23 protein-coding genes are annotated in these 26488 nt (G+C 71.1%); 15 read left to right on the forward strand and 8 right to left on the reverse strand.

Features of this window, described 5'->3' with window-relative positions; all coding sequences use genetic code 11:
• Positions 1-40: 40 nt before the first annotated feature.
• From AC1DIW_RS02260 to AC1DIW_RS02300, 9 genes are all read left to right on the forward strand, one after another.
• Positions 41-1291, forward strand: a complete 1251-nt coding sequence (locus AC1DIW_RS02260; protein ID WP_478106309.1) for an acetyl-CoA acetyltransferase — start codon at positions 41-43, stop codon at positions 1289-1291.
• Between the two features lie 33 nt (positions 1292-1324).
• On the forward strand, positions 1325-2842 hold the full coding sequence (locus tag AC1DIW_RS02265) for a carotenoid oxygenase family protein (protein WP_478106310.1): 1518 nt from the start codon (positions 1325-1327) through the stop codon (positions 2840-2842).
• Entirely contained in the window at positions 2826-3830 is a 1005-nt protein-coding gene (locus tag AC1DIW_RS02270; protein WP_442279935.1) for a winged helix-turn-helix transcriptional regulator, read from the forward strand. Before AC1DIW_RS02265 ends, AC1DIW_RS02270 begins: the two co-directional genes overlap by 17 nt.
• Before the next feature lie 6 nt (positions 3831-3836).
• The gene (locus AC1DIW_RS02275; protein WP_478106311.1) at positions 3837-5561 is read left to right on the forward strand and encodes a class I adenylate-forming enzyme family protein; all 1725 of its coding nucleotides are present in this window, start codon (positions 3837-3839) and stop codon (positions 5559-5561) included.
• Positions 5558-6538: an NAD(P)H-dependent flavin oxidoreductase gene (locus AC1DIW_RS02280; RefSeq protein ID WP_478106312.1), complete on the forward strand. Its 981-nt coding sequence runs from the start codon at positions 5558-5560 to the stop codon at positions 6536-6538. The genes AC1DIW_RS02275 and AC1DIW_RS02280 overlap by 4 nt, the downstream gene beginning before the upstream one ends.
• A 9-nt stretch (positions 6539-6547) precedes the next feature.
• Positions 6548-7432, forward strand: coding sequence for a RecB family exonuclease (locus AC1DIW_RS02285; protein ID WP_442279932.1), 885 nt, complete (start codon positions 6548-6550; stop codon positions 7430-7432).
• Positions 7425-8066 carry a maleylpyruvate isomerase N-terminal domain-containing protein gene (locus tag AC1DIW_RS02290; RefSeq protein ID WP_442279931.1) on the forward strand — a complete coding sequence of 214 codons (642 nt, stop codon included), beginning with the start codon at positions 7425-7427 and terminating at the stop codon, positions 8064-8066. Before AC1DIW_RS02285 ends, AC1DIW_RS02290 begins: the two co-directional genes overlap by 8 nt.
• A 25-nt stretch (positions 8067-8091) precedes the next feature.
• The gene (locus AC1DIW_RS02295; protein ID WP_478106313.1) at positions 8092-8925 is read left to right on the forward strand and encodes a ParA family protein; all 834 of its coding nucleotides are present in this window, start codon (positions 8092-8094) and stop codon (positions 8923-8925) included.
• Positions 8926-9028: 103 nt separating this feature from the next.
• Entirely contained in the window at positions 9029-10075 is a 1047-nt protein-coding gene (locus tag AC1DIW_RS02300) for an NAD(P)-dependent alcohol dehydrogenase (protein WP_442279929.1), read from the forward strand.
• A gap of 227 nt (positions 10076-10302) precedes the next feature.
• Here AC1DIW_RS02300 and AC1DIW_RS02305 read toward each other — a convergent pair whose 3' ends face one another.
• Together AC1DIW_RS02305 and AC1DIW_RS02310 are read right to left on the reverse strand one after the other, a co-directional pair.
• A complete protein-coding gene (locus tag AC1DIW_RS02305) occupies positions 10303-10875 on the reverse strand; it encodes a pyridoxamine 5'-phosphate oxidase family protein (protein WP_478106314.1) in 573 nt (190 codons plus the stop codon).
• A 188-nt stretch (positions 10876-11063) separates the two neighbouring features.
• Positions 11064-12833 carry a DEAD/DEAH box helicase gene (locus tag AC1DIW_RS02310; RefSeq protein WP_478106315.1) on the reverse strand — a complete coding sequence of 590 codons (1770 nt, stop codon included), beginning with the start codon at positions 12831-12833 and terminating at the stop codon, positions 11064-11066.
• A gap of 237 nt (positions 12834-13070) precedes the next feature.
• Between AC1DIW_RS02310 and AC1DIW_RS02315 the strand changes: the two genes are divergently transcribed.
• On the forward strand, positions 13071-13787 hold the full coding sequence (locus tag AC1DIW_RS02315; protein ID WP_442280023.1) for a ferritin-like fold-containing protein: 717 nt from the start codon (positions 13071-13073) through the stop codon (positions 13785-13787).
• A 54-nt stretch (positions 13788-13841) separates the two neighbouring features.
• Here AC1DIW_RS02315 and AC1DIW_RS02320 read toward each other — a convergent pair whose 3' ends face one another.
• From AC1DIW_RS02320 to AC1DIW_RS02335, 4 genes are all read right to left on the reverse strand, one after another.
• A complete protein-coding gene (locus tag AC1DIW_RS02320; protein ID WP_442280024.1) occupies positions 13842-14114 on the reverse strand; it encodes a GlsB/YeaQ/YmgE family stress response membrane protein in 273 nt (90 codons plus the stop codon).
• Between the two features lie 192 nt (positions 14115-14306).
• The gene (locus AC1DIW_RS02325; RefSeq protein WP_442280025.1) at positions 14307-14579 is read right to left on the reverse strand and encodes a GlsB/YeaQ/YmgE family stress response membrane protein; all 273 of its coding nucleotides are present in this window, start codon (positions 14577-14579) and stop codon (positions 14307-14309) included.
• Between the two features lie 242 nt (positions 14580-14821).
• Positions 14822-15043 carry a DUF3107 domain-containing protein gene (locus tag AC1DIW_RS02330; RefSeq protein WP_478106316.1) on the reverse strand — a complete coding sequence of 74 codons (222 nt, stop codon included), beginning with the start codon at positions 15041-15043 and terminating at the stop codon, positions 14822-14824.
• A 56-nt stretch (positions 15044-15099) separates the two neighbouring features.
• Positions 15100-15789 carry a TetR/AcrR family transcriptional regulator gene (locus tag AC1DIW_RS02335; protein ID WP_442280027.1) on the reverse strand — a complete coding sequence of 230 codons (690 nt, stop codon included), beginning with the start codon at positions 15787-15789 and terminating at the stop codon, positions 15100-15102.
• Between the two features lie 101 nt (positions 15790-15890).
• Between AC1DIW_RS02335 and moeB the strand changes: the two genes are divergently transcribed.
• On the forward strand, positions 15891-17069 hold the full coding sequence (moeB, locus tag AC1DIW_RS02340) for a molybdopterin-synthase adenylyltransferase MoeB (protein WP_478106317.1): 1179 nt from the start codon (positions 15891-15893) through the stop codon (positions 17067-17069).
• Positions 17070-17078: 9 nt separating this feature from the next.
• A complete protein-coding gene (locus AC1DIW_RS02345; RefSeq protein WP_478106318.1) occupies positions 17079-17825 on the forward strand; it encodes an MGMT family protein in 747 nt (248 codons plus the stop codon).
• Positions 17826-17874: 49 nt separating this feature from the next.
• Here the strand turns inward: AC1DIW_RS02345 and AC1DIW_RS02350 are convergent, their stop codons facing one another.
• A complete protein-coding gene (locus tag AC1DIW_RS02350; RefSeq protein WP_478106319.1) occupies positions 17875-19599 on the reverse strand; it encodes an alkaline phosphatase family protein in 1725 nt (574 codons plus the stop codon).
• Positions 19600-19902: 303 nt separating this feature from the next.
• Between AC1DIW_RS02350 and AC1DIW_RS02355 the strand changes: the two genes are divergently transcribed.
• The 3 genes from AC1DIW_RS02355 to AC1DIW_RS02365 are packed head-to-tail and all read left to right on the forward strand — an operon-like array spanning position 19903 to position 25054.
• The gene (locus tag AC1DIW_RS02355; RefSeq protein ID WP_478106320.1) at positions 19903-20868 is read left to right on the forward strand and encodes an ATP-binding cassette domain-containing protein; all 966 of its coding nucleotides are present in this window, start codon (positions 19903-19905) and stop codon (positions 20866-20868) included.
• Positions 20865-22259, forward strand: a complete 1395-nt coding sequence (locus AC1DIW_RS02360) for an ABC transporter permease (RefSeq protein WP_478106321.1) — start codon at positions 20865-20867, stop codon at positions 22257-22259. Before AC1DIW_RS02355 ends, AC1DIW_RS02360 begins: the two co-directional genes overlap by 4 nt.
• 2 nt (positions 22260-22261) lie before the next feature.
• Positions 22262-25054 (forward strand): bifunctional YncE family protein/alkaline phosphatase family protein, encoded by a 2793-nt coding sequence (locus tag AC1DIW_RS02365; protein ID WP_478106322.1) that lies wholly within the window; start codon positions 22262-22264, stop codon positions 25052-25054.
• A gap of 66 nt (positions 25055-25120) precedes the next feature.
• Here the strand turns inward: AC1DIW_RS02365 and AC1DIW_RS02370 are convergent, their stop codons facing one another.
• Positions 25121-26440 carry an FUSC family protein gene (locus AC1DIW_RS02370; protein ID WP_478106323.1) on the reverse strand — a complete coding sequence of 440 codons (1320 nt, stop codon included), beginning with the start codon at positions 26438-26440 and terminating at the stop codon, positions 25121-25123.
• Positions 26441-26488: the final 48 nt, after the last annotated feature.

Consider the following 26488-nt stretch of genomic DNA (forward strand, 5'->3'; position numbering starts at 1 on the left):
GGCTGGGCACCGACGGGCGGCGTCGGGAGCGGAGGCGGACATGACGGCCGGCAGCCCGAGCGCGTCCCCGACGGGGGTCTGGGTGCTCGGTGGGTTCCAGACGGACTTCGCGCGCAACCTGACCCGTGAGGGGCGTGACGTCTCGGATCTCGTGGGCGAGGTCGTCGACGGCACCCTCGAGGCGAGCCACGTCGCCGCGACCGACGTCGACGTCATCCACGTCGGCAACGCCTTCGGCCAGCTCTTCACCGGTCAGGGGCACCTCGGCGCCATGCCCGCGACCGTCCGTGCCGACCTGTGGGGCCTGCCGGCCACCCGACACGAGGCCGCCTGCGCGTCGGGCGGTGTCGCCCTCCTGGCCGCCATGGCGGACCTGCGCGCCGACCACTACGGCTGCGCCCTCGTGCTCGGGGTCGAGCTCGAGAAGACGGTGCCCGGCGACGAGGCCGCGGCGCACCTCGGCGCAGCGGCCTGGGTGGGCCACGACGGCGAGGGCGCGCGTTTCATGTGGCCGCACGTCTTCAGCGCGATCGCCGACGAGTACGACCGGCGCCACGGCCTCGATGACGCCCACCTGCGCGCCATCGCGGCGCTCAACCTCGCCAACGCCCGACGCAACCCGAACGCCCAGACCCGCGGTTGGGACGTCCCCGACCTCGCCGGAGCGCAGGCGACCGACGACGCCCTCAACCCGGTCGTCGAGGGCCGCCTCCGCCGCTACGACTGCAGCCAGGTCACCGACGGCGCCGCCGGTGCGGTACTCGTCTCCGACGCGTGGCTGCGCGACCACCCGAAGCGCCGACCCGTCGCCAGCATCGAGGGCTGGGGCCACCGGACCGTGGGCCTCGGGTTGCGCCAGAAGCTCGAGCGCGACCGGGACGAGCTCTACGTCCTGCCGCACGTGCGCCGGGCTGTCACCGACGCCTTCGACCGGGCCCACGTCACGCTCGAGGACCTCGACGGTTTCGAGGTGCACGACTGCTTCACGCCGACCGAGTACCTCGCGATCGACCACATCGGTCTCACCGGGCCGGGCGAGTCCTGGAAGGCCGTCGAGGACGGCTCGATCTCGCCCGGCGGCCGCCTGCCGATCAATCCGAGCGGCGGCCTCATCGGTGGTGGGCACCCGGTGGGGGCGAGCGGCATACGCATGCTCCTCGATGCGACCAAACAGGTCAGCGGGACCGCCGGCGACTACCAGGTCGAGGGTGCGCGCACGTTCGGCACGCTCAACTTCGGTGGCAGCACCGCCACCACAGTCAGCCTCGTCGTCGGCGCGGTCGATGACTGATCGCGGAAACCACTGTGCGGCAAGGAGATCCGAATGGATGTAGAGATCGTCGGTCGGATGCTCTCGACCCTTCCCGCGGACGACGACCACCCTTACCGCACGGGTCCGTGGCAGCCGCAGACGACCGAGTGGCGGGCGGACGACCTCGACGTCGTCGAGGGGGAGGTGCCTGCCGACCTCGACGGCGTCTACCTGCGCAACACCGAGAACCCGGTCCACCCGTCGCTCAAGCACTACCACCCGTTCGACGGTGACGGCATGATCCACGTCGTCGGCTTCCGCGACGGGAAGGCCTTCTACCGCAACCGTTTCGTGCGCACCGACGGGCTGCTCGCCGAGCAGGAGGCGGGGCAGTCCCTGTGGGCCGGGCTCGCCGAGCCGCCCTACCTCGCCTTGCGCGAGGACGGCTGGGGTGCCCGGCGGCAGATGAAGGACGCGTCGTCGACCGACGTCATCGTGCACCGTGGCACGGCGCTGACGAGCTTCTACCAGTGCGGGGACCTCTACCGGCTCGACCCGCTGTCGGCCGAGACGCTCGGCAAGGCGACGTGGAACGGCCGGTTCCCCTTCGACTGGGGCGTCTCCGCGCACCCGAAGGTCGACGACCGCACCGGTGAGCTGCTCTTCTTCAACTACAGCAAGGAGGCGCCGTACATGCACTACGGCGTCGTCGACGAGGCCGACGACCTCGTCCACTACGTCGACGTGCCGCTGCCCGGACCGCGACTGCCCCACGACATGGCCTTCACCGAGAACTACGTCGTCCTGAACGACTTCCCGCTCTTCTGGGAGCCCGAGGCGCTCGCGAAGGGCGCGCACGTCGCGCGCTTCCACCGCGACATGCCGAGCCGCTTCGCCGTCATCCCACGGCGCGGGCAGACGAGCGACATCCGGTGGTTCGAGGCCGACCCGACCTACGTCCTGCACTTCGTCAACGCCTACGAGGAGGGCGACACCATCGTGCTCGACGGCTTCTTCCAGGGCGACCCGGAGCCCCAGGACAACGGCATGGGCAACCGGTGGGAGCGGGCCTTCCGCTTCCTCGCGCTCGACCGCATGCAGGCCCGTCTGCACCGCTGGCGGCTCGACCTGCGCACCGGCCTCGTCAAGGAGGAGCAGCTCTCCGACAGCATCACCGAGTTCGGCATGATGAACGGCGCCTACACGGGCGGGAAGTACCGCTACGCGTACGCTGCCACGGGCAAGCCCGCCTGGTTCCTCTTCGACGGCCTCGTCAAGCACGACCTCCAGACGGGCCTGGAGGAGCGGTACTCGTTCGGCGACAACGTCTTCGGCAGCGAGACCGCGATGGCGCCACGGGTAGGGAGCACCAGCGAGGACGACGGCTACCTCGTGACGCTGACGACCGACATGAACGACGACGCGTCGTACTGCGTGGTGTTCGACGCAGCGCGGGTCTCGGACGGTCCGGTCTGCCGGCTCCGGCTGCCGGAGCGGATCTCGAGCGGCACCCACTCGACGTGGGCGCCCGGATCCGAGCTTCGGCGATGGAGCACGGCGGAGACGGCAGCGGATGCGATCGCTCTCTGAACCGGTCGTCGACGACGCCGGCCCCGGCTCCGTCCCCACCGCGCTCCAACCCGGTTCGACGAATGCTGTCGGACGTATGCTCGGCCTGCTCGGCGACGAGTGGACCCTCCTCATCCTCCAGCGAGCACTGCGGGGGACGACGCGCTACGGCCAGTTCCTCGACGAGGTCGCCATCTCCAACGCGGTGCTCTCCGCGCGCCTGGCGACGATGGAGCATGAGGGGCTGCTCCGCCGCGTCGTCTACCAGGACCGTCCGGTCCGGGCCGAGTACGTCCTCACCTCGCGAGGTCGTGGCCTCTGGCCCGTCACGATCGCGATCTGGGACTGGGAGCGCCGGTGGGTCCCGCGGCACGCCCAGACGCTCCCCGCGATGCGGCACCGGCTGTGCGGGCAGGACTTCGCCCCGGTCCTGACCTGCAGGACGTGCCGCGAGGCCGTTCACTCCAGCGACGTGCATGCCGAGTGGGGGCCGAGCGGGTCCTGGGAGCGGTCCGTGCCGGAGTCGACGACCCGACGCCGGTCCGACCTGCGAGCCGACCGGTCCGCTGCGGGCCTCTTCCCCGAGACGATGTCCATCTTCGGCAACCGGTGGTCCTCGGCCCTCATCGGCGCCTCCCTGCGGGGGCTCACCCGCTTCGGCGACTTCGTGGACGCCCTGGGCGCGCCCCCCAGTCTCGTCGCCGAACGGTTGCGGGCGTTCTGCGACATCGGGGTGCTCGAGGCCCGGGGACGTCGCGGGCGCGGGCGCGTCGGGCGGGCGGAGTACCACCTCACCGAGAAGGGACACGCCTTCTACCCCGTCGTCGCGGTCGCCATCGACTGGGCGCAGCACTGGTATGCCGCCGCGGAGGGGCCGGCGCTCGTCCAGCAGCACGTGCCGTGCGGGGCGCCGCTCGTCGTGGCGCTCGCCTGCGACCAGTGCTCGACCGTCCTCCACGGCAGCGACATCGAGATCGTCCCGCGGTCGGCCCGTCGAGCGGACCGGTAGCCGGCCATGGCTGACACACGGGGACTGCACCCGGCCGAGAAGGTCGCCGACTACCGCGCCAGGGGGTGGTGGGGCGAGCAGACGCTCGACGGGATCTTCGCCGACCAGGTGGCCGCCCGCGGTGACGCGCTCGCCGTCGTCGACCCGGCCAACCGCGAGGCGCTGCTCGGGTCGCCGCCGCGCCGGCTGACCTGGCACGAGCTGGACGACGAGGTCACCTCCCTCGCCGCCCGCCTCCTGTCGCTCGGTCTGGGTCGCGGCGACGTGCTCGGGGTCCAGCTCCCCAACGCCGTCGAGCTCGTCGAGGTCTACCTCGCGGCGTGGCGGCTGGGGGTCGTCGTGTCACCGTTGCCCGTGCAGCTGCGCGAGCGCGAGGTGGCCACGATGTGCGCCCGAGCCGACGTGACGGCATACCTCAGCTGTGGGCGTTTCGGGGACCGTGCGCTGGCGGCCGATGCCGCCACGGCGCTCGCCGAGGTGGACTCGGTGCGCGCCGTCGTCGCGTACGGCCCCGAGGTGGAGAGTGCGGACGTGCCGATCGGCGTCCGCGTGTGGCATCCGGGGCCGGCCACCGCGGGCGACCGCGAGGCGGTGGAGGCGTATGCCGCGGACGACCCGAACGAGGCCAACGACGCGGTGACGATCTGCTGGACCTCGGGCACCGAGAGCGCGCCAAAGGGCGTGCCGCGCTGCCACATGGACTGGCTGGCCGTCGGCATCGCGACGACCGAGGCGCCGCAGGTCACGACCGACGACGTGCTGCTCAACCCGTTCCCGATGATCAACATGGCCGGCATCAGCGGGATGTTCCTGCCATGGCTGCTCACCGGGTGCGTCCTGGTGCAGCACCACCCCTTCGACCTGCCGACGTTCCTCGGGCAGGTCGCCGTGGAGCGCGCCACCTACACGTGCGCCCCGCCGGCGCTGCTCTGGATGCTGCTCGGCAACGAGGACCTCATGGCGACGGTCGACGTCAGCAGCCTCACGCGGATCGGTTCCGGCTCGGCTCCGCTGCAGCCGGCGATGGTGCGCGGCTGGCAGGAGCGCCACGGGATCAGCGTCATCAACTTCTTCGGGTCCAACGAGGGGGTCGGGCTGCTGTCGAGTCCGGTCGACTTCCCCGACCCCGACGTGCGGGCGCAGTTCTTCCCGCGGTTCGGCGCCCCCGGGGTCACGTGGTCGACGCGGGCCGGGGAGTGGACCGACACCCGGCTCGTCGACATCGTGACGGGCGAGGACGTGACGGTGCCCGGGCACGCGGGCGAGCTGCACATCAGCGGTCCGAGCGTCTTCGCGGGCTACCTCCACGGCGACGAGCTGCCCAGCCCCTTCGACGACCGTGGCTACCTGCGCACGGGCGACCTCTTCGAGATCGCGGGCGACCAGGGACAGTACCTCCGCTACCTCGACCGGGCGCGGGACCAGGTCATCCGCGGCGGCATGAACATCGCGCCGGCCGAGCTCGAGGGCCTCATCGGCGACCATCCAGCGGTGGCGGACGTCGCCGTCATCGGCGACCCCGACGAGCGGCTGGGGGAGCGCGTCGCAGCGGTCGTCGTCCTGCGTGCGGGGGCGTCCCTGACGCTCGACGAGCTCGTGGCCTGGCTGCGCGAGCGGAGCATCGCGTCGTTCAAGCTCCCGGAACGGCTCGAGGTGCGTGACGAGCTGCCGCGCAATGCCGTCGGCAAGGTGCTCAAGAGGACGCTGCGCCGGGGCGGGGCCCCGGGGTGACGCCGGGCGAGCTGCTGCGATCGCTGCGGCTGCCGATCGTCGCAGCGCCCATGTTCCTCGTGTCGGGGCCCGAGCTCGTCGTCGCCGCGGCCCGGGCCGGCATCCTCGGCGCGTTCCCGACGCAGAACTGCCGGACGCCGGAGCAGCTCGACGAGTGGCTGGGGTCCATCGCCTCGGGGGCGGGCACCGCGCCCTGGGCGGTCAACCTCATCACCCACCGGAGCAACACCAGGCTCGCCGACGACCTGGCCCTCGTGGCGGCGCACCGGCCGCCCGTCGTCATCACCGCCCTGGGCTCTCCCCGCCCCGTCATGGACGCGGTCAAGGGCTACGGCGGACTCGTCGTGGCCGACGTCATCGACCTCGTCCTCGCCCGCAAGGCGATCGACGCGGGAGTCGACGGGCTCGCCTGCATCAGTGCGGGGGCGGGAGGACACACCGGCCACCTGTCGCCCTTCGCCTTCGTGTCGGCCGTGCGCGACCTCTTCGACGGCCTCGTCACCGTGGGCGGTGGCATCGCGAACGGTGCCGGTGTCGCGGGCGCCGTGGCCGCCGGAGCCGACCTCGTCTACATGGGCACGCGGTTCCTGGCCACGACGGAGAGCCGGGCGGCCGAGGGTTACAAGCAGATGGTCGTCGACCACGGTCCTGACGACCTCGTCGTCAGTGACGGCATCACCGGTGCGGACGCGTCGTGGCTGCGCCCGAGCCTGAGCGCCCACGGCCTCGACCCCGACGACCTCGCCGGAGGCAGGGTGCCCAGCTATGACGTGGGCCAGTCCGAGGCCAAGCGCTGGTCGCAGCTGTGGGCGGCGGGGCAAGGCCTCCAGAGCATTCGCTCCGTGGCTCCCGTGGGCGAGGTCGTAGCCGAGCTCGAACGCGAGTTCCACACGGCTGCAGACCGGCTCGCGGTCGTTGCCCGCCCACGGCGCTGGGGTGGGGATGTCGTCGGACGTGGTGTCGGCCCCGCGTCGTAGGGTATCGGCGTGACGACCGGACCCGCGGAGCAGACGACGTTCGCCGGCATGCCCACACCGCTCTACTCCGGCTCGCCGTCGCGGTTGCTCGCGTGGCTCGACTGCCCGCGTCGCTACCGCATGCAGTACCTCGACCGTCCGCGGCCGCAGGCCCGCCCGCAGCGCGCCCACACCTCGGTCGGCATCGCGACCCACAACGTGCTGCGCGACTTCTGGGACCTGCCGGCCGGCCACCGCACGCCTGCGGGCGTGGCCGAGCTCGTCCGGACGTCGTGGATCGACGTCGGCTTCCGCGACCCCGAGCAGTCCGCCGCCTGGCGGCTGCGGGTGCGTGACGCGGTCACCGACTACCTCCGCGTCAGCGACCGCGACAACCAGCCTGTCGGCATCGAGCGGAGCGTGTCGCTCAAGACCGACGAGGTCGCCATCACCGGCCGTATCGACCGCCTCGACGACCGCGAGGGCGAGCTCGTCGTGGTCGACTACAAGACGGGGCGCCAGGTCCCCACCGACGACGACGCGCGCACGTCGCTGCCGCTGGCGTTGTATGCCGTCGCGGCCGCCCGCATGTTCCGTCGCCCCTGTCACCGGGTCGAGCTGCACCACGTGCCGTCGGGCACCGTCGCCGCGCACGAACACACCGACGAATCGCTGGCCCGCAAGATCGCCGAGGCCGAGTCGATCGCCTCCGACCTGCGCCGGGCCGACGCGGACTTCAAGGAGGTTGGCGTCGAGTCGACCCGGTTCGAGCCGCGCACCTCGGCGATCTGCTCGTGGTGCGACTTCCGGGCGCACTGCCCCGAGGGCCAGCAGATGGGCCCGGAGAAGTCCGACTGGGCCGGCCTCGAGCCTGCCGGCTACGACACCACCCCGACGGAGCGCGACCGTGCCTGACCTCGACCTCCGGCCGGCATTTCTGGCCGCGACCGACCACGTCATCTCCGTCCTGTCGCGCGACGACGTCGCCGCGGCCTGGTACCAGCCCAGCGCTCTGCCCGAGTGGGACGTCGGGGGACTCGTCGCCCACCTCGCGAGCCAGCCGCTCATCGCGCTCGACCTGCTGCGCGGCGAGCCGTCTCCCGAGGCGATCGCCCTCGACGAGCACTACGCGCGGTCAGCGTGGGTCTGGGGCGCCCTCGACGACGACGTCAACGTCTCGATTCGCTCCGGCAGCGACGCACAGGCCGAGGCCGGCCGCGACCCGCTCCTGGAAGCGGTCGTGGCCGCGCGTGCGGCCCTGCCCGACGTGCTCGCGGACCAGCACCCCGACCGGGCGGTGCTCATCCCGTGGACGGGGTGGGCGTTGCGCCGCGACGACTTCCTCACCGGCCGGATGATGGAGATCGTCGTGCACGGGGAGGACGTCGCCGCCAGTGTGGGTTTCACGTCGCCGCCGTTGCCCGACGACGTGCTCAGCCCCGTGGTCGCCCTGCTGACCCGACTCGCCGTGCGCCGGCACGGTCAGGGGGCGGTCGTGTCGGCTCTGTCACGTGCCGAGCGTGCCCCGCGGACGATCGCGGCGTTCTGAGCGCCCGACCTGACACACTGGCCGCATGCCGCCCCGCACTCCCACGAGCGACCGCTCCACCGCCACGCGCCACAGCGCGAGACGCACCACTCGTGACAGCGGCCCCACGACGATCGCCCTGGCGAACCAGAAGGGCGGGGTCGCCAAGACGACCTCCGTCGCGAGCATCGGTGCAGCGCTCGCCGAGCTCGGTCGGCGCGTCCTGCTCGTCGACCTCGACCCGCAGGCGTGTCTGACCTTCTCCCTCGGTGTCGACCCCGACACCGTCGAGAGCTCGATCCACGACGTCCTCACCGGCCGCGCCGAGGTCGGGGACGTCGTCGTCACGTGCGAGGAGGGCGTCGACCTCGTGCCCTCGACCATCGACCTCGCCGGTGCCGAAGCCATGCTCCTTCCGCGACCCGGTCGCGAGTACGTCCTGCGGTCGGCCCTCGAAGGCCTCGACACGGCATACGACGTCGTGCTGCTCGACTGCTCGCCGAGCCTCGGGGTGCTGACGCTCAATGCCCTCACGGCCGCCGACGCGCTGATCATCCCGATGCCGTGCGAGATGCTCAGCCACCGCGGCGTGGGGCAGCTGCTCGACACCGTCGCCGACGTGCAGAAGATCCTCAACCGCGACCTCGAGGTGTGGGGCATCCTGCCCACCCTCTTCGACGGCCGCAGCAACCACGCGCGTGAGGTGCTCGCCGACGTGGGGGAGCGCTACGACCTTCCCGTCCTCGAGCCGCCGATCCCCAAGACGGTGCGCTTCGCCGAGGCCCCGGCGGTCGGTCGCTCGATCCTCGCGACGGCTCGCACGTCGAAGGGTGCCCAGGCCTACCGCGACGTCGCCACGTCGCTGCTGGCGAGGCTGTGACCGAGTCGCACACGTTCGAGCGGACCCGTGGGCGGGGAATGAATCGGGGTGAGGCTGCGCTGGACCGAAGAGCGTCGCCACCCACCACGAAGGAGACACCCTCTTGATTTCCACCCCCGCCCTGGTCGCACCGAGCGCCGGAGCCGCCTTCGAGGCCCGGACCGTCGAGCACCGCGACCTTCGTGACGACGACGTCCTCATCGACGTCAAGTTCGCCGGCATCTGCCACAGCGACATCCACCAGGTCCGCGAGGAGTGGGGGAGCGCCATCTTCCCCATGGTCCCGGGCCACGAGATCGCCGGTGTCGTCTCGGCCGTCGGTGACGGCGTCACGAAGTACAAGGTCGGCGACCGTGTCGGCGTCGGCTGCATGGTCGACTCGTGCGGCGAGTGCGAGTTCTGCAAGGACGGCGAGGAGCAGTTCTGCTCCAAGGGCGCCGTCATGACCTACAACGGCAAGGGCTACGACGGCGAGCCGACCAAGGGCGGCTACGCCCAGCAGGTCGTCGTCTCGGAGCGTTTCGCGGTCGGCATCCCCGACGGCATCGAGCTCGACGTCGCCGCGCCGCTGCTGTGCGCCGGCATCACCGTCTGGTCGCCGCTCAAGCGCTGGGGCGCCGGCCCGGGCAAGAAGGTCGCCGTCATCGGTCTCGGCGGCCTCGGCCACATGGCCGTCAAGCTCGCCGCGGCCATGGGCGCCGAGGTCAGCGTGCTGAGCCGCAGCGACGCCAAGAAGGAGGACGGTCTCGCGCTCGGCGCGACGGCCTACCACGCCACCGGTGACGAGGGTGTGCTGGGGAGCCTCAAGGGCAGTTTCGACATCATCATCAACACCGTGAGCGCGGACCTGCCCATGCAGACCTACATCGGCCTGCTGCGCCCGCTCGGCGTCATCGCGAACGTCGGCCTGCCCGCCGGCAACTACGACTTCGCCCCCGGCGCCGTCGTCGGCGGCAGCCGTGTCGTCGCGGGCTCCAACATCGGCGGGATTCCCGCGACCGCCGAGATGCTCGCCTTCTGCGCCGAGCACGGCATCGGTGCGACGATCGAGAAGATCTCGGCCGGCGAGGTCGACGCCGCCTACGACCGTGTCGTGGCCGGTGACGTGCGCTACCGCTTCGTCATCGACACCGCGACGATCAACGCCTGACCATCGTCTGACGTGCGCCCGTCGTGGGCGTATGCGTTCGGCCGGGTCCTTCGGGACCCGGCCGTTCGTGTCCCCGGGGCCCGGTGCGGCCTCGGCTCGTCGCCGTGGCGCGTCGCCGGGTCCGCCGGGCCGATCGGCCGGATCGAGTGCCCGGAACCGGCCGTGGAGCAGGTTCGGTGGGTTCGCCCCGGCCGGTTGGACCGCGCCCTCGCCGGCAGGACGGTCCGTCAGCGTGGGACGTCAGGGGTCCGCGCGGCGTGGTCGAGGGCGGGGAGGCCGTCGATCGAGGTTGCGTTCTTCGACGCTCGATAGGTCGCCAGCCCGTCCTCGCCGCGGTTGTCCGCCCACCGGGTCAGCAGGTCGCGGTCACCGTCGTGCGTCATCAGGGGGACGGCATACCCGCACGAGTCGGAAACCCTCTGCACGTCGACCACGACGATGCCCCGGGCGCCGGGGTGCTCAGCGAAACACCCACGGTACGAGGCGAACTCGGCGTCGTGGAGGTCGACGTAACGACCCGTCCCATGCAGCCGCACGATGTTGGGCGCCCCTTCGAAAGCGCAGAACATGACGGTGATGCCACCGTTCTCGCGCAGGTGGGCAACGGTCTCGGAGCCGCTCCCGGTGAGGTCGAGGTAGGCCACGGAGTGCTCGTCGAGGACCGCGAACGTGCCGTCGAGACCCTTGGGGGAGACGTTGACGTGCCCGTCGGGTGACAGCGGGGCCGTCGCGACGAAGAACAGGGGCTGGGCCTCGATGAACGAGCGCAGTCGTCCGTTGATGCCGTCATGGAGCTTCATGGGCCGTCCTCCTCGGTGCCGCGTCTCCGGCCAGCCTAGGAGCGCGGGGCACGGGCGCCACGGACCCGCCCGCAGCGTGGACGTTCCGGACGCGCGAAGGCCCGGGCCGGACACCGTGTGGTGTCGCCCGGCCCGGGCCTGTCACGTGCTGGGTGCGGTGTCGGGCGCTCCCGCCCGACACCGCGAGGTCACTCGGTCGCGCTCGTGGCGGGAGCCGACTCGGTCCGACCGGCACCGCCACGCCCCGAGCCGCCACGGCGGCGTCGGCGCGGCGGGCGCGAGCCGCCCTCGGCGTCCGAGCTGCCCTCGGCCGGAGGCGTCGACCGGTTGCTCTCGTCGCCACCGGTCGCGGCGACGGCACCAGCTGCTGCAGCCCCGGCGCCGCGCGTGCGGCGGCGGTTGCGGCTGCGGCGGGGACGGCCCTCGCCGCCCTCCTCCGACACCGACGAATCGGCCGGCTCCGCGTCCTCACGGCCGCGCTGGGGCGAGCGCGCGTGACCGCGGTCGCCACCACGCTCACCTCGCCCGCCGCGACCGGCACCGGCACCGGCGCCGTACTTGCCGTGCCGCTTGCCCGTCTCACCGAGGTCCTCGATCTCCTCGGCCTCGAGGCCGGCCAGCTTCTGCTGCGAACGGCGCAGCCGGCCCTTGGCGTCGGTGGGGATGTCGAGGTCGGAGTAGAGGTGGTCGGAGCTGGAGTAGGTCTCCTGGGGCTCGGGGATGCCGAGGTCGAGCGTCTTGTTGATGAGCGCCCAGCGGTGCAGGTCGTCCCAGTCGACGAACGTCACCGCGACACCGGTGTTGCCGGCACGAGCCGTGCGCCCGATGCGGTGCAGGTAGGTCTTCTCGTCCTCGGGGCACTGGTAGTTGATGACGTGCGTGACGTTCTCGACGTCGATGCCGCGCGCAGCGACGTCGGTGGCGACGAGGATGTCGACCTTGCCGTTGCGGAACGCGCGGAGGGCCTGCTCGCGGGCGCCCTGGCCGAGGTCGCCGTGGATCGCGGCGGCCGCGAAACCGCGCTCGACGAGCTCGTCGGCGACCTTGGCCGCGGTGCGCTTCGTGCGGCTGAAGATGATCGTCAGGCCGCGGCCGTTGGCCTGCAGCATGCGCGAGAGCATCTCGACCTTGTCCATGGCGTGCGCGCGGTAGACGAACTGCTCGACCGCCTTGACGGTGTGGGCGTTCTCGTTCTCGTCACCCATCGCACGGATGTGCGTCGGCTGGGACATGTATCGGCGGGCGAGAGCCACGATGGCGCCCGGCATGGTGGCCGAGAAGAGCATCGTCTGGCGCGAGGCCGGCGTCAGCGACATGAGCGTCTCGACGTCGGGCAGGAAGCCGAGGTCGAGCATCTCGTCGGCCTCGTCGAGCACGACGGTGCGCGCCTGCGACAGGTCGAGGTGGCCCTGCTTGGCGAGGTCGATGAGACGACCGGGGGTGCCGACGACGACCTCCACGCCGGTCTTGAGGGCCTCGACCTGGGGCTCGTAGGCACGGCCGCCGTAGACGGTGAGCACACGGACGCCGCGCTTGCGGCCCGCGCGCTCGAGGTCGCTCGCGACCTGCACCGCGAGCTCACGCGTCGGCGCGACGGCGAGGGCCTGCGGCTTGCCGGGACGGGCGAGCGACTCGAAGGCCTCCTCGCCGGGCGGCACGACGCGGTTGAGGATCGGCACGCCGAAGCCGAGGGTCTTGCCCGTGCCGGTCTTGGCCTGGCCGATGATGTCGTGGCCGCCGAGGGCGACCGGCAGCGTCATGGCCTGGATGGGGAAGGGCGTGACGATCCCGTGCTCGGCGAGCGAGGCGACGATGTCGGGGTGGACGTCGAAGTCCGCGAAGGTGAGTTCGGGGGCGACCGTCTCGGCAGCCGTCTCGGCGACCGTCTCGGTGACGGTGGTCTCGGGCGCGTCCGTGGCGACCCCCGCGTCGGCGGGGATCTCGTGGGGCTGGGTCATGGGCATCTCTCGATCGGCACGAGCACCCCGCCTGTGCGGGAGCTCAGTGGCGCGTGACGGGCCGATCGGAGACTGTCAGGGACGGTGGGTGGCTCTCGCGTGGTGCGGGCTCCACCGGTGCGTGACGTCCGCGCGCACCACCTGGGCAAACCATCGGGCCGACCGGGCACCGAGTTGTCCGGCCCAGTCTACCGGCATGCGGGCAGAACGCCCGAACTCCATCACTAGATTGGGCCCATGAGTGAGGACGCGAAGCCCCAGACCACCGAGGACAGCCTGGGCGAACCGGGCGACGAGGCCGGCTACCTCGCGGCCGTCACCGACCTGCTCGGCGCGCTGGCCTACGGCGAGCTACGCGCCTTCAGCCAGCTGGCCAAGGACGCCGAGCTCGCGCCCACGCTGCGTCACAAGTCGGCGCTGGCCATGCTGGCCGCCCATGAGCTGAAGAACTACTCGGTCCTCACCGAGCGACTCCGGTCGCTCGGCGTGGAGCCGGAGACGGCGATGGAGCCCTTCGTTCCCGCCGTCGACGCCTTCCACGAGCGCACGAGCGCCTCGGACTGGCTCGAGGGCCTCGTCAAGGCCTACGTCGGTGAGGGAATCGCGCAGGACTTCTACCGCGAGATCTCGCGCTACGTCGACGAGGACACCCGCTCGCTCGTCGTCAGCGTCCTCGAGGACACGGGCCAGGCCGAGTTCGCCGTCACGGTCGTGCGGGAGGCCATCGCCGCCGATCCGCGCCTCGCGGGCCGGCTGGCGCTCTGGGGCCGTCGCCTGGTGGGTGAGGCCCTCACCCAGGCACAGCGCGTCGGCGTCGAGCGCGACGCTCTCGCAAGCATTCTCGTCGGGGCGCCCGGTCGCCCCGGCGCCGACCTCGCCGAGCTCGGGCGCATGTTCGCACGGCTCACGGACGAGCACTCCCGCCGCATGGAGCGCCTCGGCCTGTCGGCCTGAGCGGGCATGCAAAAGGGCCCGACCGGTTGGTCGGGCCCTTCCGCGACGATCAGGTCAGGCGTTGACCTGCTTGTGGCTGATGCGGCCGTAGACGACGATGAGGATCGCCGCGACGATCGCGCCGAGGATCAGCGGGATCCACGCGATGCCGCCGGACTGGTTGGAGTAGCCCAGCTGGCGCACGATGAGGGTCACGATGACGTTGGCGACGATGCCGATGACGATCGTCATCACCAGGGAGATGTTCTGCTTGCCGGGGAGGATGAGACGGCCCAGGGCGCCGATAATGGCACCCACGATGATGGCCGCGATGATGGTTCCGATCATGTGACTCTCCTTCTGGCCACCTCTAGGGCGACCGGTTGGTCCGCGAGGGGAGCGGACAACACATGCGACGAGATCAATGTCTCACCGCAAGGGGCTGGTGTGGTGGATGTGACGCCTGCCATTTCCGCGGGATTGCGGTGGGTCGACGGCGAAGGTGGCGAGATGGCCCGAATCGGCCCCTCACCTGCGGTCTCAACGCGTCTGGCGGCTGCCGGAGAGCATGCCGTAGCCCACGATGAGCGCGGCTGCGACGAGGACACCGATGAGGCCGGAGATCCAGTCGATCCCCAGGGTGTCGCTGACACCGGTGGCCTTGTAGTAGATGAACGCGCCGATGAGCGACCCGATGGCGCCGAGGACGACGGTGGGCAGAACGCCCAGGTCCTGCCTGCCGGGCAGCACCAGTCGGGCGAGCGGTCCCACGATCGCGCCCGCGACGAGGGCGGCAAGGATGGTTCCGATCACGGTTGCGCCTCCTCCTTCGAACCCGCTCGGCGGCGGTGACGAGCCGGCGGTTCCCGGCCCTTCCTCCACCCTGTACCCGTCCGGCGGCCACGAGCCACACCGGACCGCCCCGGGACACCGCCGGGACAAGACGAAGGCCGCCGACCCGTTCCGGTCGGCGGCCTTCTTCACTGCCTGGATCTCAGTCGTCACCACACGGTGACGGACGTGACCTCTTGCAGCACAACTGTTCTCGTATGCGTTCAGTGCGCGCCGAACCCGACGCCCGCCTTGCGCTCGGCACCCGTCGTCACGTAACCGATCGACGCGGACGGGACGATGACCCGTCCGCCCTTGTCGTCGGTCAGCTCGAGGACGTCTGACCCGAGCGCTGCCTTGACGGCGGCGTGGATCTCTTCGGACGACTGCGTCGTCTCGAAGGTGATCTCGCGCGCCACGTTCTGCACGCCGATGCGGACCTCCACGTCAAACCTGCTTTCTCCGTTCTGGTGGACACGGTCGACCGCGTCCTGTCGTCACCTTAACCAGCGGGCGTGCCGACGGATTCCCTTGCCGCGCCGCCGGGCCTGTCGCCCTCGCTCTTGTCGTCGGCGCGCCCGACGAGGGGGAAGGCGCCGAAGCCGCGGCGGATCAGGGCCGCCGTGATCCGGACGGCGGTCTCCTTGGAGACCTCCGCCTCGTGCGTCAGCCAGTGCCGGGCCGAGGTCTGGGCCAGGCCGACGAAGGCCACGCCGACGAGCACGGCCTCCTGCTGGTCCATCGAGGTCTCACTCCGGATGATCTCGGCCATCGCCTCGGCGCACGTGAGGTCGATCTGGTCGAGGCGCCTGCGCACCTCGGGCTCGTTGGCGAGGTCGGACTCGAAGATGAGGCGGAAGGCCGCGCCCTCCTGGCCGACGAAGTCGAAGTAGGCCCGCGTCATCGTGTTGATGCGCGCCTTGTTGTCCGAGAGGGCGAGCGCGTCGCGGACGAGCTGCTCCAGCTCTCCCGTGTGCTGGTCGATGAGCGCGAGGTAGAGCTCGAGCTTGCCGGGGAAGTGCTGGTAGAGCACCGGCTTGGACACCCCGGCGCGGCCGGCGATGTCGTCCATCGCGGCGGCGTGGTAGCCGTTCTCGACGAACACCCCCAGGGCGGCGTCGAGGAGCTGGGCGCGCCGCTCCGACCTGGGCAGCCGCTGCCCGCGTCCCGGCGGGGTCGTCTCGTCAACCATGCGGATCCTCTGTGCGTGTGGGCGCGTTGCTCGTCGTCCTCGCCGTCCACCCCCGCGGACGACCGTGTCCGTCTCACCATACCGAGCAGTACGGTGAGGGCATGTCGACGGATCCGCTGGTCAAGACGGGTCGGGCACTCAGCACGGCCGAGACGACGAGATACGCCCGACATGTGCTGCTGCCCGAGGTCGGCCGCGACGGGCAGGAACGGCTCAAGGCCGCTCGCGTGCTCGTCGTCGGTGCCGGCGGGCTCGGCTCGCCGGCCCTGCTCTACCTCGCTGCTGCGGGCGTCGGCACGATCGGTGTCGTCGACGCCGACGTCGTCGACCTCACGAACCTGCACCGTCAGGTCATCCACTCCGACGCCGACATCGGCCGCCCCAAGACGGAGTCCGCCGAGGCGGCCGTGCACCGGGCCAACCCGCACGTCACGGTCGAGCGCCACGACGTCGCGCTCGACTCGTCCAACGCGCTCGAGATCATCGGGCGCTACGACCTCGTCGTCGACGGCACCGACAACTTCCCGACCCGCTACCTCGTCAACGACGCGTGCGTCATGCTCGGCAGACCGCACGTCTGGGGCTCGATCCTGCGCTTCGACGGGCAGGTCTCGGTGTGGTGGGCAGGCCACGGACCCTGCTACCGCTGCGTCTTCCCCGAGCCGCCCCCGCCGGGGTCGGTGCCGAGCTGCGCCGAGGGAGGGGTGCTGGGCGTGCTGTGCGCGGCCATCGGCTCGGTCCAGTCGACCGAGGCGATCAAGCTGCTCCTCGGCATCGGAGAGCCGCTGACCGGTCGGCTGCTGGTCCATGACGCGCTGCGGCAGACCTGGGACACCCTGACCGTCCGCGCCGACCCGGACTGCCCCGTGTGCGGGACCGACCCGAGCGTCACCGAGCTCATCGACTACGTCGAGTTCTGCGGGGTGCCCGGCGCCGCAGCACCCGACGAGGACGAGCTTCCGACGGTGACGGTGCACGAGATGGCCGGCGAGCTCGCGTCCGATGAGCCGCCGCTGCTCGTCGACGTTCGCGGCACCGAGGAGCGAGCCATCGCCAGCATCCCGGGGGCAGTCGCGATCCACCTCGACCTCTTCCGCTCTGGTGAGGCGTTCGACGAGCTGCCCACGGACAGAAGGGTTCTCATCCTCTGCAAGGTCGGCGGACGATCGGCCGAGGCGACGCGGCTCGCGCTGCGCGCGGGGCTCACCGACGTGGCGAACGTCGAGGGCGGCATACTCGCCTATCTTCGGGAGATCGACCCGAGCCAACCCGAGTACTGAGGGGCCCCCGTGCCGCTGGAGGACCACGCCGAGCGCGTGCTCGATCTCGTCGCGACGATCCCCGAGGGGAGGGTGCTGGCCTACGGCGACATCGCCCGACGTCTCGGCGGGATGGGGCCGCGCACGGTCGGGACCGTGATGAGCCGTTACGGCTCAGACGTGCCGTGGTGGCGCGTCATCCGATCCGACGGTCGGCCCCCGCAGGGCCTCGAGGACGAGGCGCTCGGGCACTGGCGTGCCGAGGGGACGCCCATGGTGGGTGGTCTGGTCGACGGGGGCCGCGCAGACATGGCGCGGGCGAGATGGGACTTCGGGGGAGCGGTTGCCGGTTCCGGTGTGGTCGACGGCGCCGGCCCGCGGGGAGGTCTGCACCACGTCGAGATCTGGGTCGAGGACATCGCCGCGGCGGGGCGTGAGTGGGGCTGGCTGCTCGGTCGCCTCGGCTACCACCTGGGCGATGACTGGGGGCACGGCCAGGCGTGGGAGCTGGGCTCGCTCTACGTCGTCGTGGAGTCCGGGCCCGACGTCGTGCGGGGTCGGCACGAGCGGAGACGCCCGGGGCTCAACCACCTTGCCTTCCATGGCGGTTCGCGAGCAGAGGTCGACGCGCTCGTCGATGCGTGTGCCGAGGGCGGGTGGACGCTGATGTTCGCCGACGCGCACCCGTATGCCGGGGGCCCGAGTCACTACGCCGCGTACCTCGAGAGCGGCGAGGGCTTCGAGGTCGAGCTCGTCGCCACGGTCGCGCCCGGATGAAGGCCCGGCTGGCGTGAGCGCGTCAGCCGGGCCGTCGACGGCTCTCCGGTCAGAGCTTCGGCAGCGTCCTCGTGTGCTCGATCCGCACGGCCTGCAGCGCCCGGGGGTCGAGGCCCAGCAGCCTCAGGATCGTGGGCGCGATCTGGGTGGTCTGGACCGGGGTGGTGTCGACCGCGTGGCGGGGAGCGCCGGCACCGGAGACGACCAGGGCGACGTCACGGTCGTCAGGGGCGTCGCCGCCGTGCTCTGCGATCTTCTTGACGTTGCCGGTGTAGACGACGCCGTACTGCGCGATCCCGACGAGGTCGGGGGCGTGGCTGTCACCCCGGGGGGCGCCCATCAAGGTGTCGGCAGCCGAGCCGGTGTAGACCTTGGTCAGGCCCGAGGAATCCACGGTGGTGGAGTGGACGCCCTTGGGGTCGCCGGCCTTGTTCGCCGGGGCGGTGTGCGAGAGCAGGTATGCCTTGGCGAAGGCGAGCGCGGCCGGGCTGCGGTCCGAGAGCCACATGAGCATGCCGTCGTCGTCGACCGTGAAGGTCACGAGGGGCTCTGCGCCCGGGTGGGCGGCCTTCCACGCCGCGTTGATGCTGTCGACGATCTTGCCGTCGTCGACGCGACGCAAGGCGCTGAGGTCGGTCGGTGACTGGCCGTGCTTGGCGGACAGGATGATCGACGTGCTCGAGTCGAGACCGCGCTCGTGGATCTCGTTGCGCATGGCGCCGACCTGGGCATCGACGTAGTCCAGGGCTCGGGTGAGCAGCGGGCCCGGGGTCCCGTCCGCGTTGTAGCCGCCGGCGAGGCCGTCCGAGGTCGGCAGCTTCTCGGCCGTCGACACCGTCTGGAAGTTCATGCCGAAGACCGCCGGGGTGCCCACCGGGTGGGTGCCGGAGTGGTCCTTGCCGGCGATCTCGTTGAGGACGGCTGCGACCTTGGTGCTGTCGTACTCCTGCGTCAGTGCGTTGTCCGTCGACCAGTCGTCACCGGCGGCGTCGGCGACGCCGTTGATCTCGGGGGTGAAGAGGTCCTGGACGCCGGTTCCCGACGGACCCCCGAGGATCTCGTATGCCGGGTGCTTGTCCGACCACGCCGTGCGCAGCCCGTGGGCGCGCGCGACCTCGAAGACGGTGTTCACCTTGAGGTCGTCGTGCGGGTAGAGCGGGGTGCACGTGGCGGGGTTCACCGGGAGGGCCGCGGGGTCGATGAGGGCCTGCGGCGTCGGGGTCATCTTGAGGATGGCCTTGGTGATCGCAGCCGAGTTCGCGAGCGTCTGCGCGAGCGTGTTCGTCGGGATGCTCGTGAGCGCCGGATCGCCGATCTTCTGGCCGGCATCGAGGGTGATCGGGTTCTGCGACTTGTCGATCGCCTCGGTCCACGGCACCTCGGTGCCGGGTGCAGCCGTCGTGCAGTCGACGGTGCCGGGGGCGAGCAGGGCATGGTTGTACGTGTCGTCGTAGTACACGTTCGTGGCGCCGGGGCCGCCGCCCGTCAGCTGAGCGACCATGCCCGGGAAGGAGTCCGACGGGAAGGTCGCCCGTGCGTGCGTGTACGCGGTGCCGCCCGCGACGAGCGAGGCCAGCGCGGAGCGCGGATGCTTCACGACGTAGCGGGCCAGGTCGCCTTGGTGCAGGCCGTCCACCGACAGCAGGAGCACGTGCTTGGCGTGCCCCCCGTCGATGTGTGTGGAAGCGGTCGCACTGGCGGTGGCGAGAGTGGCACCGAGCCCGAGAGCGCCGATGCTGAGGCCGGCGGTCAGGGCGATGGAACGACGGTTCATGTTTCCTCCTCGGGGTGTCCACGGTGGACACCAGACGGGTCTATCAATGCTGGGTGCCGGCTCTGGAAACCCCTCGTGAACAAAGGTCTTCGCTGTTTCGTCGCTGATGCACGTCCACGTTCCCCATCGGGTGAGTGGTCCGGCGTGGCGTCGGTGACGGACTTGCTGACCATGGCCGGGACCCGCCGAGAGGTTTCGGCTTTTGGGGTAAAGGTGAGGTTTGCCCAGGGTTCAGACTCCCGCCGCCTTCGAACCCTCCGGCCTCCCTAGCGTCGAGCCGGTTCGACGATCTGGAGGGAAAGCATGGGCAGCTCGCTCGCGGTCCGGTCTCGGGGCACGACCAAGTACTTCGGCGACGTCGTCGCCCTCGACGGCGTGGACCTCGACATCCCGAGGGGCGAGATCCACGGCCTGGTGGGGCCGAACGGGGCCGGGAAGACCACCTTCCTGGCCCTGCTGCTCGGCCTCTCCGTCGCCGACGAGGGCAGCCTCGAGATCCTGGGCGCGCCGGTCGACCGGGTGCTCGGGGTGGCCGAGGGCGTGGGCGGTTTCGTCGACGGACCCGGTCTCTACCCCACGCTGACCGCCCGGCAGAACCTCGTCGCGCTCGCGAGGCTGCGTGGCCACGGGTCCGAGCGTGGCGCCGAGGTCGACCACGCCCTGGAGCAGGTCGGCCTCCTCGACGTGGCCGACGACCGGGTGCGCGGCTTCTCCTTGGGCATGCGGCAGCGGCTCGGCCTGGCGGCTGCTCTGCTGACCAAGCCGCGCCTGCTGGTGCTCGACGAGCCGTCCAACGGCCTCGACCCGGCAGCCAAGCGGCATGTCAACCGGGTTCTCGCCGACCTGGCCGCTCAGGGCGCAGCAGTCGTGGTCTCGAGCCACCAGATGGACGACCTCGCAGCGCTCTGCTCCGCGGTCACGCTCCTGGCGCACGGGCGCATCGTGTTCTCCGGGCCGGTGGCGAAGCTCGCTGCCGAGAGCGGACGGCTCGACTACCGGGTGCTCACCTCCGACGCGGACACCACCCGTCGGGTCATCGCGGGGCACCCGGCGCTCGAGCTGGTCCCCGCACACACACGTCTCCGGCTCGGGGAGGACGCCGTCGTCGTGCGCGGTCCGGTCAGCGCGGTCGACGACCTCGTCGTCCGGCTCGTCGGCGCGCGCGTCGCGGTCCGCGAGCTCGGTCCCGTGGTCCCACCTCTCGAGGCAGCCTTCCTCGCACTCACCGGCGCCTCCGACGTCCTCGCGACGCAGGGGGCTGCCCGATGAGCACGGCGACCGCGAGGCCGCCGGCAGCGGCTTCCGAGGCCGAGCCGGCGGAGATCGCTCGCGTGACGCGACCCGCCGGCCTCGGGCCCAGCGTGCGCTTCGAGCTGCTCAAGCTGCTAGCCCAATGGCGTGTGCGGATCGTCCTCGTCGCCTGCTGGGTCGCACCGGCCGGCTTCATCTTCGCCGCCAGTGGACAGAGCTCGCTGCCGAGCGACACCGTGTTCGGACGGTGGATGTTCGCCACCGGGTGGGCAGCCTCCCTCGTGGTGCTCAGCTTCGCCTGCACCTGGGCGCTCCCGCTGCTGACCTCCCTCGTGGCCGGCGACGTCTTCGCTGCCGAGGACCGCCTGGGGACGTGGCGCCACCTCGTCATGGCGGTGCGCTCGCCACGTCGCATCTTCGTCGCCAAGGCGCTCGCCAGCACCGCCGTGATCCTGGCGATGGAGGTCGGTCTTGCCGTCTCCAGCATCGGCGGCGGTCTTGCCGTGATGGGCAACCGGGATCTCGTCGGGCTGGACGGACAGCTCATCGACACGAGCCATAGCGCGCGGCTCGTGGTGCTCGCCTGGGCCTGCACGGTGGTCGCCTCGCTCGCCTTCTCGGCCGTGGGTCTGCTCGGGTCGGTCGCGCTGGGCCGCTCGCCGATGGGACTGCTCGTGCCGGCGGTTCTCGCCTTCGTGCTGCAGGCAGCCCAGCTGCTGCCCATGCCTGCGGTCGTCCGTCTCGCCCTGCCCAGCCAAGGATTCCTTGCCTGGCGGGGCCTGTTCAGCGATCCGACCCAGACGAGGCCGGTAATCATCGGCCTGGTCGTCAGCAGCGCCTGGGCCCTTGTCGCGACGGCTCTGGCATACCTCTTCTTCGTGCGGCGCGACTTCACCGACGTCGCGTACGACGGGTCGGGGAGGCGGTCCGTGGTCCTCGGGGTCCTCCCCGTGGCCGCCCTGGCGGCCGTGAGCGTCGCTGTCGTCGCGGTGGCGACGCCCGCGAGCGGCTCCGGGATCGACCGGGCCAAGGTCGAGCAGTCGCTGGCGAGGTCGTTCGCGCACCTCTACCGTCTGCAGTCCCGCGAGCTCCAGCGCCCGGACGTGACCGAGGAGCAGCTGCACACCAGCGCGTCCTGCTTCCGGGCCGGGTCGCCCGGCGACGACGAGGGAGCGGGCAACGACTGGCGGTGTGCCGTGTCGTGGCACATCCCCGGTGCCACGGCCGTCGGAACGGCCCTCTACCAGCTCGACGTCGCCGCCGAAGGGCGCTACGTCGCCGACGGTGACGGGCCCAAGGAGGTGAACGGCTACTTCCAGGTGCGGACCCCGAGTGGGGACGCAGCCAACCCCCTGTGGCAGATCGACAGCCTCGTCGACCTGTCGTCACGCAGTTCCTCGAAAGGATGATCATGCAGGTCACTCGCCACCGACGCTCCGGCTCCGAACCGGCTCCTGAGCGCCGTCGCACCACCCGCAGGATCCGTGTCGCCGCGGCCGGTACCGCGGCCCTCACCATCGTCGGTGGTGGCATCGCCACCGCCGCCACCGGGGCCTTCGGCAACCACACCGTCGGCACGCAGTACGCCAACGGGCTCCAGATCTCCGACAACCAGGTGATCAAGCCCATCGGCGACCGGATCATGACCCAGTACGGCAAGTTCATGGGCTCGACGGTCAGCGCCGACGGCCGCTTCCTCGCCGCGAGCAGCGCCGACAAGAAGGTCGTCCTCCAGGTCTTCGACCTCGCCGCCAACAAGCTGATCTACCGCGTCGGCAAGGCCGCCGGCGTCGACCAGACCCTCTCGGACGGCAGCGTCGGCCAGGAGGGCCCGACCTACTCGCCCGACGGCAAGTTCCTCTGGTTGTCCCAGCAGGACGCCCTGACCCGGTTCCCGGTCAACGCCGACGGCACCCTGGGCACTGCCACGCGCTTCCCGCTCCCGCAGGTCGACGGCCACTCAGCCCTTCCCGGCAAGTCGGTCTACTCGTCCGACGGGTCGACGCTCTACGTCGCGGTCAACGGCCAGAACACCGTCGTGGCCATCGACCCGGCGACCGGCACGGTCAAGCAGACCTGGAAGGTCGGCATCGCACCGAGGCACCTGACATTCGTCGGCGGCAAGCTCTACGTCAGCAACGAGGGTGGCCGCCACGCCAAGCCGGGCGAGCCCACGATCAACTCCTACGGCACCGACGTCCCGGCCGACCCCTACCTCGGCGCCTCGACGACGGGCACCGTCAGCGTCATCGACACCGCGGCTCCGTCCAGAGGCGTCAGGTCGATCGACGTCGGACTGCACCCGACCGCGCTGTATGCCGCGGGCAACGCCCTCTTCGTCGCCAACACCAACAGCGACACGGTGTCGGTCGTCGACACCCGCAAGGACGCCGTCGTCCAGACCATCGCGACGCAGCCGTGGCCCAAGGCCAAGGTGGGCTACGAGCCCACCGGCATCGCGCTGACCAAGGACGGGCATCTTCTGGTCACCCTCGGCCGGGCGAACGCGGTCGCCGTCTACCGCTACGCCGGGACGCCGCAGGCGCCGGTCAGCCACGTCGGCCTGCTGCCGACGGACTACTACCCCTCCGACGTGGCCACGGTCGGCAACCGGGTTGTCGTCACCAACACTCGCGGCATCGACGCCCGCGGTCCGGCCATCACGACGAACAAGGGCTACGGCGTCCCCGTCGTCAGCGGGCACGACACGCACAGCACGACCGCGTCCCTGACGAGCTTCACGATGCCCAGCGACAAGGAGATCAGCCGCTACACCGCGACCGTCTTCGCCCAGAACGACTGGGGCCACAACGACGTCAAGCAGGCCGAGGGCCACCGGGCCAAGGCGGTGCCCGTGCCCGTGCGGCTCGGGGACCCGTCGACGATCAAGCACGTCTTCATGATCGTCAAGGAGAACCGGACCTACGACCAGGTCTACGGCGACGACAGCCGTGGCAACGGCGATCCCTCGCTCGTGCAGTTCGGGCAGAAGGTCACCCCCAACCAGCACGCCCTGGCCAAGCAGTTCGGCCTCTACGACAACCTCTACGACATCGGCACCAACTCCGCCGAGGGCCACAACTGGATCATGCAGGGTGACAACCCGGAGTACACGGAGTCCAGTGCCGGTGAGTACGTGCGCAGCTATGACACCGAGGACGACGCCCTCGGCCACCAGCGCTCCGGGTTCCTCTGGACCGCAGTCCAGTCCGCGGGCAAGACGGCGCGCAACTACGGCGAGTTCACCCAGTTCCTGACCAAGCCGGACGGCGCGACGTGGCAGAAGTACTACTGCACCGCCAAGCAGGTCGAAGCCGGCGGCGACCCCAGCCTCCTGACGGACCCGTCCGTCAAGACGGACACCCAGTCGCCGATCCCGTCGCTCAACACGATCACCGAGCACGACTACCCGAAGTTCGACGTCAACATCCCCGACATCTACCGCTTCCAGCTCTGGAAGCAGCACTTCGAGAAGGACGGGCCGGCGAACTTCAACATGCTCTGGCTCTCCAGCGACCACACCGGAGGGGCGCCGGACGCCAGGGCTCAGGTCGCCGACGGTGACCTCGCTGTAGGCAAGGTCGTCGACGAGATCTCGCACAGCAAGTACTGGAAGGACTCGGCCATCTTCGTGGTGGAGGACGACAGCCAGGACGGCGCGGACCACGTCGACGGACACCGTGCGCCGGTGCAGGTCATCAGCCCCTGGGCCCAGCACGGCAAGGTCAACAGCACCTACTACTCGCAGATCAACATGGTGCGCACCATCGAGCAGATCCTCGGCGCTCAGCCGCTGAACCAGAAGCTCGCCGCGGCGACGCCGATGTTCGACGCGTTCCAGTCCAAGCCCGACCTGACGCCCTTCACCACGCTGCCGAACCAGATCCCGCTCACCGAGCAGGTCACCCCTGCGCCGGCGTGCGGTCAGGACACCACGCCGGCGGCGAGCGGCGCTGCGGCGCAGTCGAGCCCGGCCACCGTGCCGACGTCCGAGAAGGCCGTCGCGGCGCAGTGGGAGGCCTGGCGTGTCAAGCAGGGCTTCAACGGCAGCAACCCGTCCCCTGACACCGCGAGCCCCGAGCTGATGAACCGGTTCACGTGGTACCAGGCGCACAACTGGGCCGCCCCCTACCCGGGCGACTCGACGATCTACACGCCGTCGCAGGTCCCGGGCGGCTACATCCCCAGCGCTGACGCGCAGTGACCCCCAGCCAGGGGTAGCCGAGCGTGCGGGCCGGTCGACGGAGGTCGGCCGGCTCGCACGCCATTCTCATCGCCCGTCACGTGGGCGCCTTCGCCCCACGCGACCTCGCTGGAGGCCGCGCGGGTAGGGCCGGTCGGGGTGGGGGAGGACGTCGTCGACGATCCTCGGCAGCTGGGCCAGCCGGCGCCGCTGCTGCTGCTCCTTCCACTGCTGGTACACCCGGGCACGGTCCTCGAGGTTGAGTCGTGACAGCACCTGCTCCACGGCGGCCAGGATGGAACCGCGCAGCAGCCACGACGAGGTGTCCTCACGGGCACGCACGAGAATGAGCTCGGTGAGGATGGCCTGGGTCTCCCGAAGGATGTCGAGGCTCTGCGCCAACGCATCCTCGGTGTCCTCCTCGCGGCCCTCGGACTCGGCGATGACGAGGCCGCCGAACGCGCGCAGGCAGTCGGCGGTGTCGTGCAGGACGACCGCGAACGCCGAGCGCAGCTCGTCACCGTAGGGGTCCTCAGGCGCTGATTCGGCGGGCAGCTCGGCGAGCAGCAAGGTGAAGAGGGCACGGATGGCCAGCAGGCAGTGCTCGAAGGTGTCGAGGGCCGAGGCCAGCACGGGCTCGACATCGACGGTGCCGAGGGCCCGTGGGTTGAACCGTCGGCTGTCCTTGAGATGGCCGATCGTCTCGGTGGCCCGGGCGACCTCGCGGTTCGCCGAGCGGACCCTGTCGATCCACTCCCCGACCTGCTCGCGGGTCACCGGGCCCGCCTCGAGGGCCTCACCCGCGGCATCGAGGGCAGAGGCCGCGGCCTCGACCACGCGGAGCAGCGCCTGCCTCGCCGCCCCCGTCGGCATGGCCGGTGGGTAGACGATGCTGAAGGCGATCCCGACCGCGGCACCGATCAGGGTGTTGACGATCCGGGTCTCCGCGGCGATGTCGTGGTTGCTGACGCCGAGGATGAGCATTGCGCTGATGGGGGTCTCGAGGGCCTGGTCGCCGAGGCGCAGCACCTTGGCCAGCAGCAGGGACGCGGCGATGGCCGCGGCGAGGCTCCACCAGGTGAGCCCGCTCCAGGTCGACAGCAGCGTGGCCACGAGGATTCCCGAGAGCACCGCGCCGACCCGGACGGCCCCCATCTTGATCGTCGAGAAGGCCGTGGCCTGCACGACCAGCAGGGCCGTCAGGGGGCCGGTCAGGTCAGGGGTGCCGGGAGTGACCACCTGGGAGAGCACGTAGGCCGCCACCGCGGCCGCCGTGAGCCGGAAGATCGTCACCAGTGTGGGTCGCACGCGACGCGGCACGTCTCGCCACCGCGCGGGGTGGCTCGGCCAGACCCACGTGATCAGACGGTTCCACGGGGTCGCCCCGGAGCTGTTCTCTGGTGACATGCGCCGCCCTCGGGTGTGCGATGTGGTCACGGTCTCGCCGGGTCGGGC

The organism is Terrabacter sp. 01T434, from assembly GCF_056398545.1.

Bases quoted from the DNA above. Each gene is read 5' to 3' on its own strand.
- AC1DIW_RS02260 (WP_478106309.1), top strand. From the start codon at position 41: ATGACGGCCGGCAGCCCGAGCGCGTCCCCGACGGGGGTCTGGGTGCTC.
- AC1DIW_RS02265 (WP_478106310.1), top strand. From the start codon at position 1,325: ATGGATGTAGAGATCGTCGGTCGGATGCTCTCGACCCTTCCCGCGGAC.
- AC1DIW_RS02270 (WP_442279935.1), top strand. From the start codon at position 2,826: ATGCGATCGCTCTCTGAACCGGTCGTCGACGACGCCGGCCCCGGCTCC.
- AC1DIW_RS02275 (WP_478106311.1), top strand. From the start codon at position 3,837: ATGGCTGACACACGGGGACTGCACCCGGCCGAGAAGGTCGCCGACTAC.
- AC1DIW_RS02295 (WP_478106313.1), top strand. From the start codon at position 8,092: ATGCCGCCCCGCACTCCCACGAGCGACCGCTCCACCGCCACGCGCCAC.
- AC1DIW_RS02305 (WP_478106314.1), bottom strand. From the start codon at position 10,875: ATGAAGCTCCATGACGGCATCAACGGACGACTGCGCTCGTTCATCGAG.
- AC1DIW_RS02310 (WP_478106315.1), bottom strand. From the start codon at position 12,833: ATGACCCAGCCCCACGAGATCCCCGCCGACGCGGGGGTCGCCACGGAC.
- AC1DIW_RS02315 (WP_442280023.1), top strand. From the start codon at position 13,071: ATGAGTGAGGACGCGAAGCCCCAGACCACCGAGGACAGCCTGGGCGAA.
- AC1DIW_RS02320 (WP_442280024.1), bottom strand. From the start codon at position 14,114: ATGATCGGAACCATCATCGCGGCCATCATCGTGGGTGCCATTATCGGC.
- AC1DIW_RS02335 (WP_442280027.1), bottom strand. From the start codon at position 15,789: ATGGTTGACGAGACGACCCCGCCGGGACGCGGGCAGCGGCTGCCCAGG.
- moeB (WP_478106317.1), top strand. From the start codon at position 15,891: ATGTCGACGGATCCGCTGGTCAAGACGGGTCGGGCACTCAGCACGGCC.
- AC1DIW_RS02350 (WP_478106319.1), bottom strand. From the start codon at position 19,599: ATGAACCGTCGTTCCATCGCCCTGACCGCCGGCCTCAGCATCGGCGCT.
- AC1DIW_RS02355 (WP_478106320.1), top strand. From the start codon at position 19,903: ATGGGCAGCTCGCTCGCGGTCCGGTCTCGGGGCACGACCAAGTACTTC.
- AC1DIW_RS02360 (WP_478106321.1), top strand. From the start codon at position 20,865: ATGAGCACGGCGACCGCGAGGCCGCCGGCAGCGGCTTCCGAGGCCGAG.
- AC1DIW_RS02365 (WP_478106322.1), top strand. From the start codon at position 22,262: ATGCAGGTCACTCGCCACCGACGCTCCGGCTCCGAACCGGCTCCTGAG.
- AC1DIW_RS02370 (WP_478106323.1), bottom strand. From the start codon at position 26,440: ATGTCACCAGAGAACAGCTCCGGGGCGACCCCGTGGAACCGTCTGATC.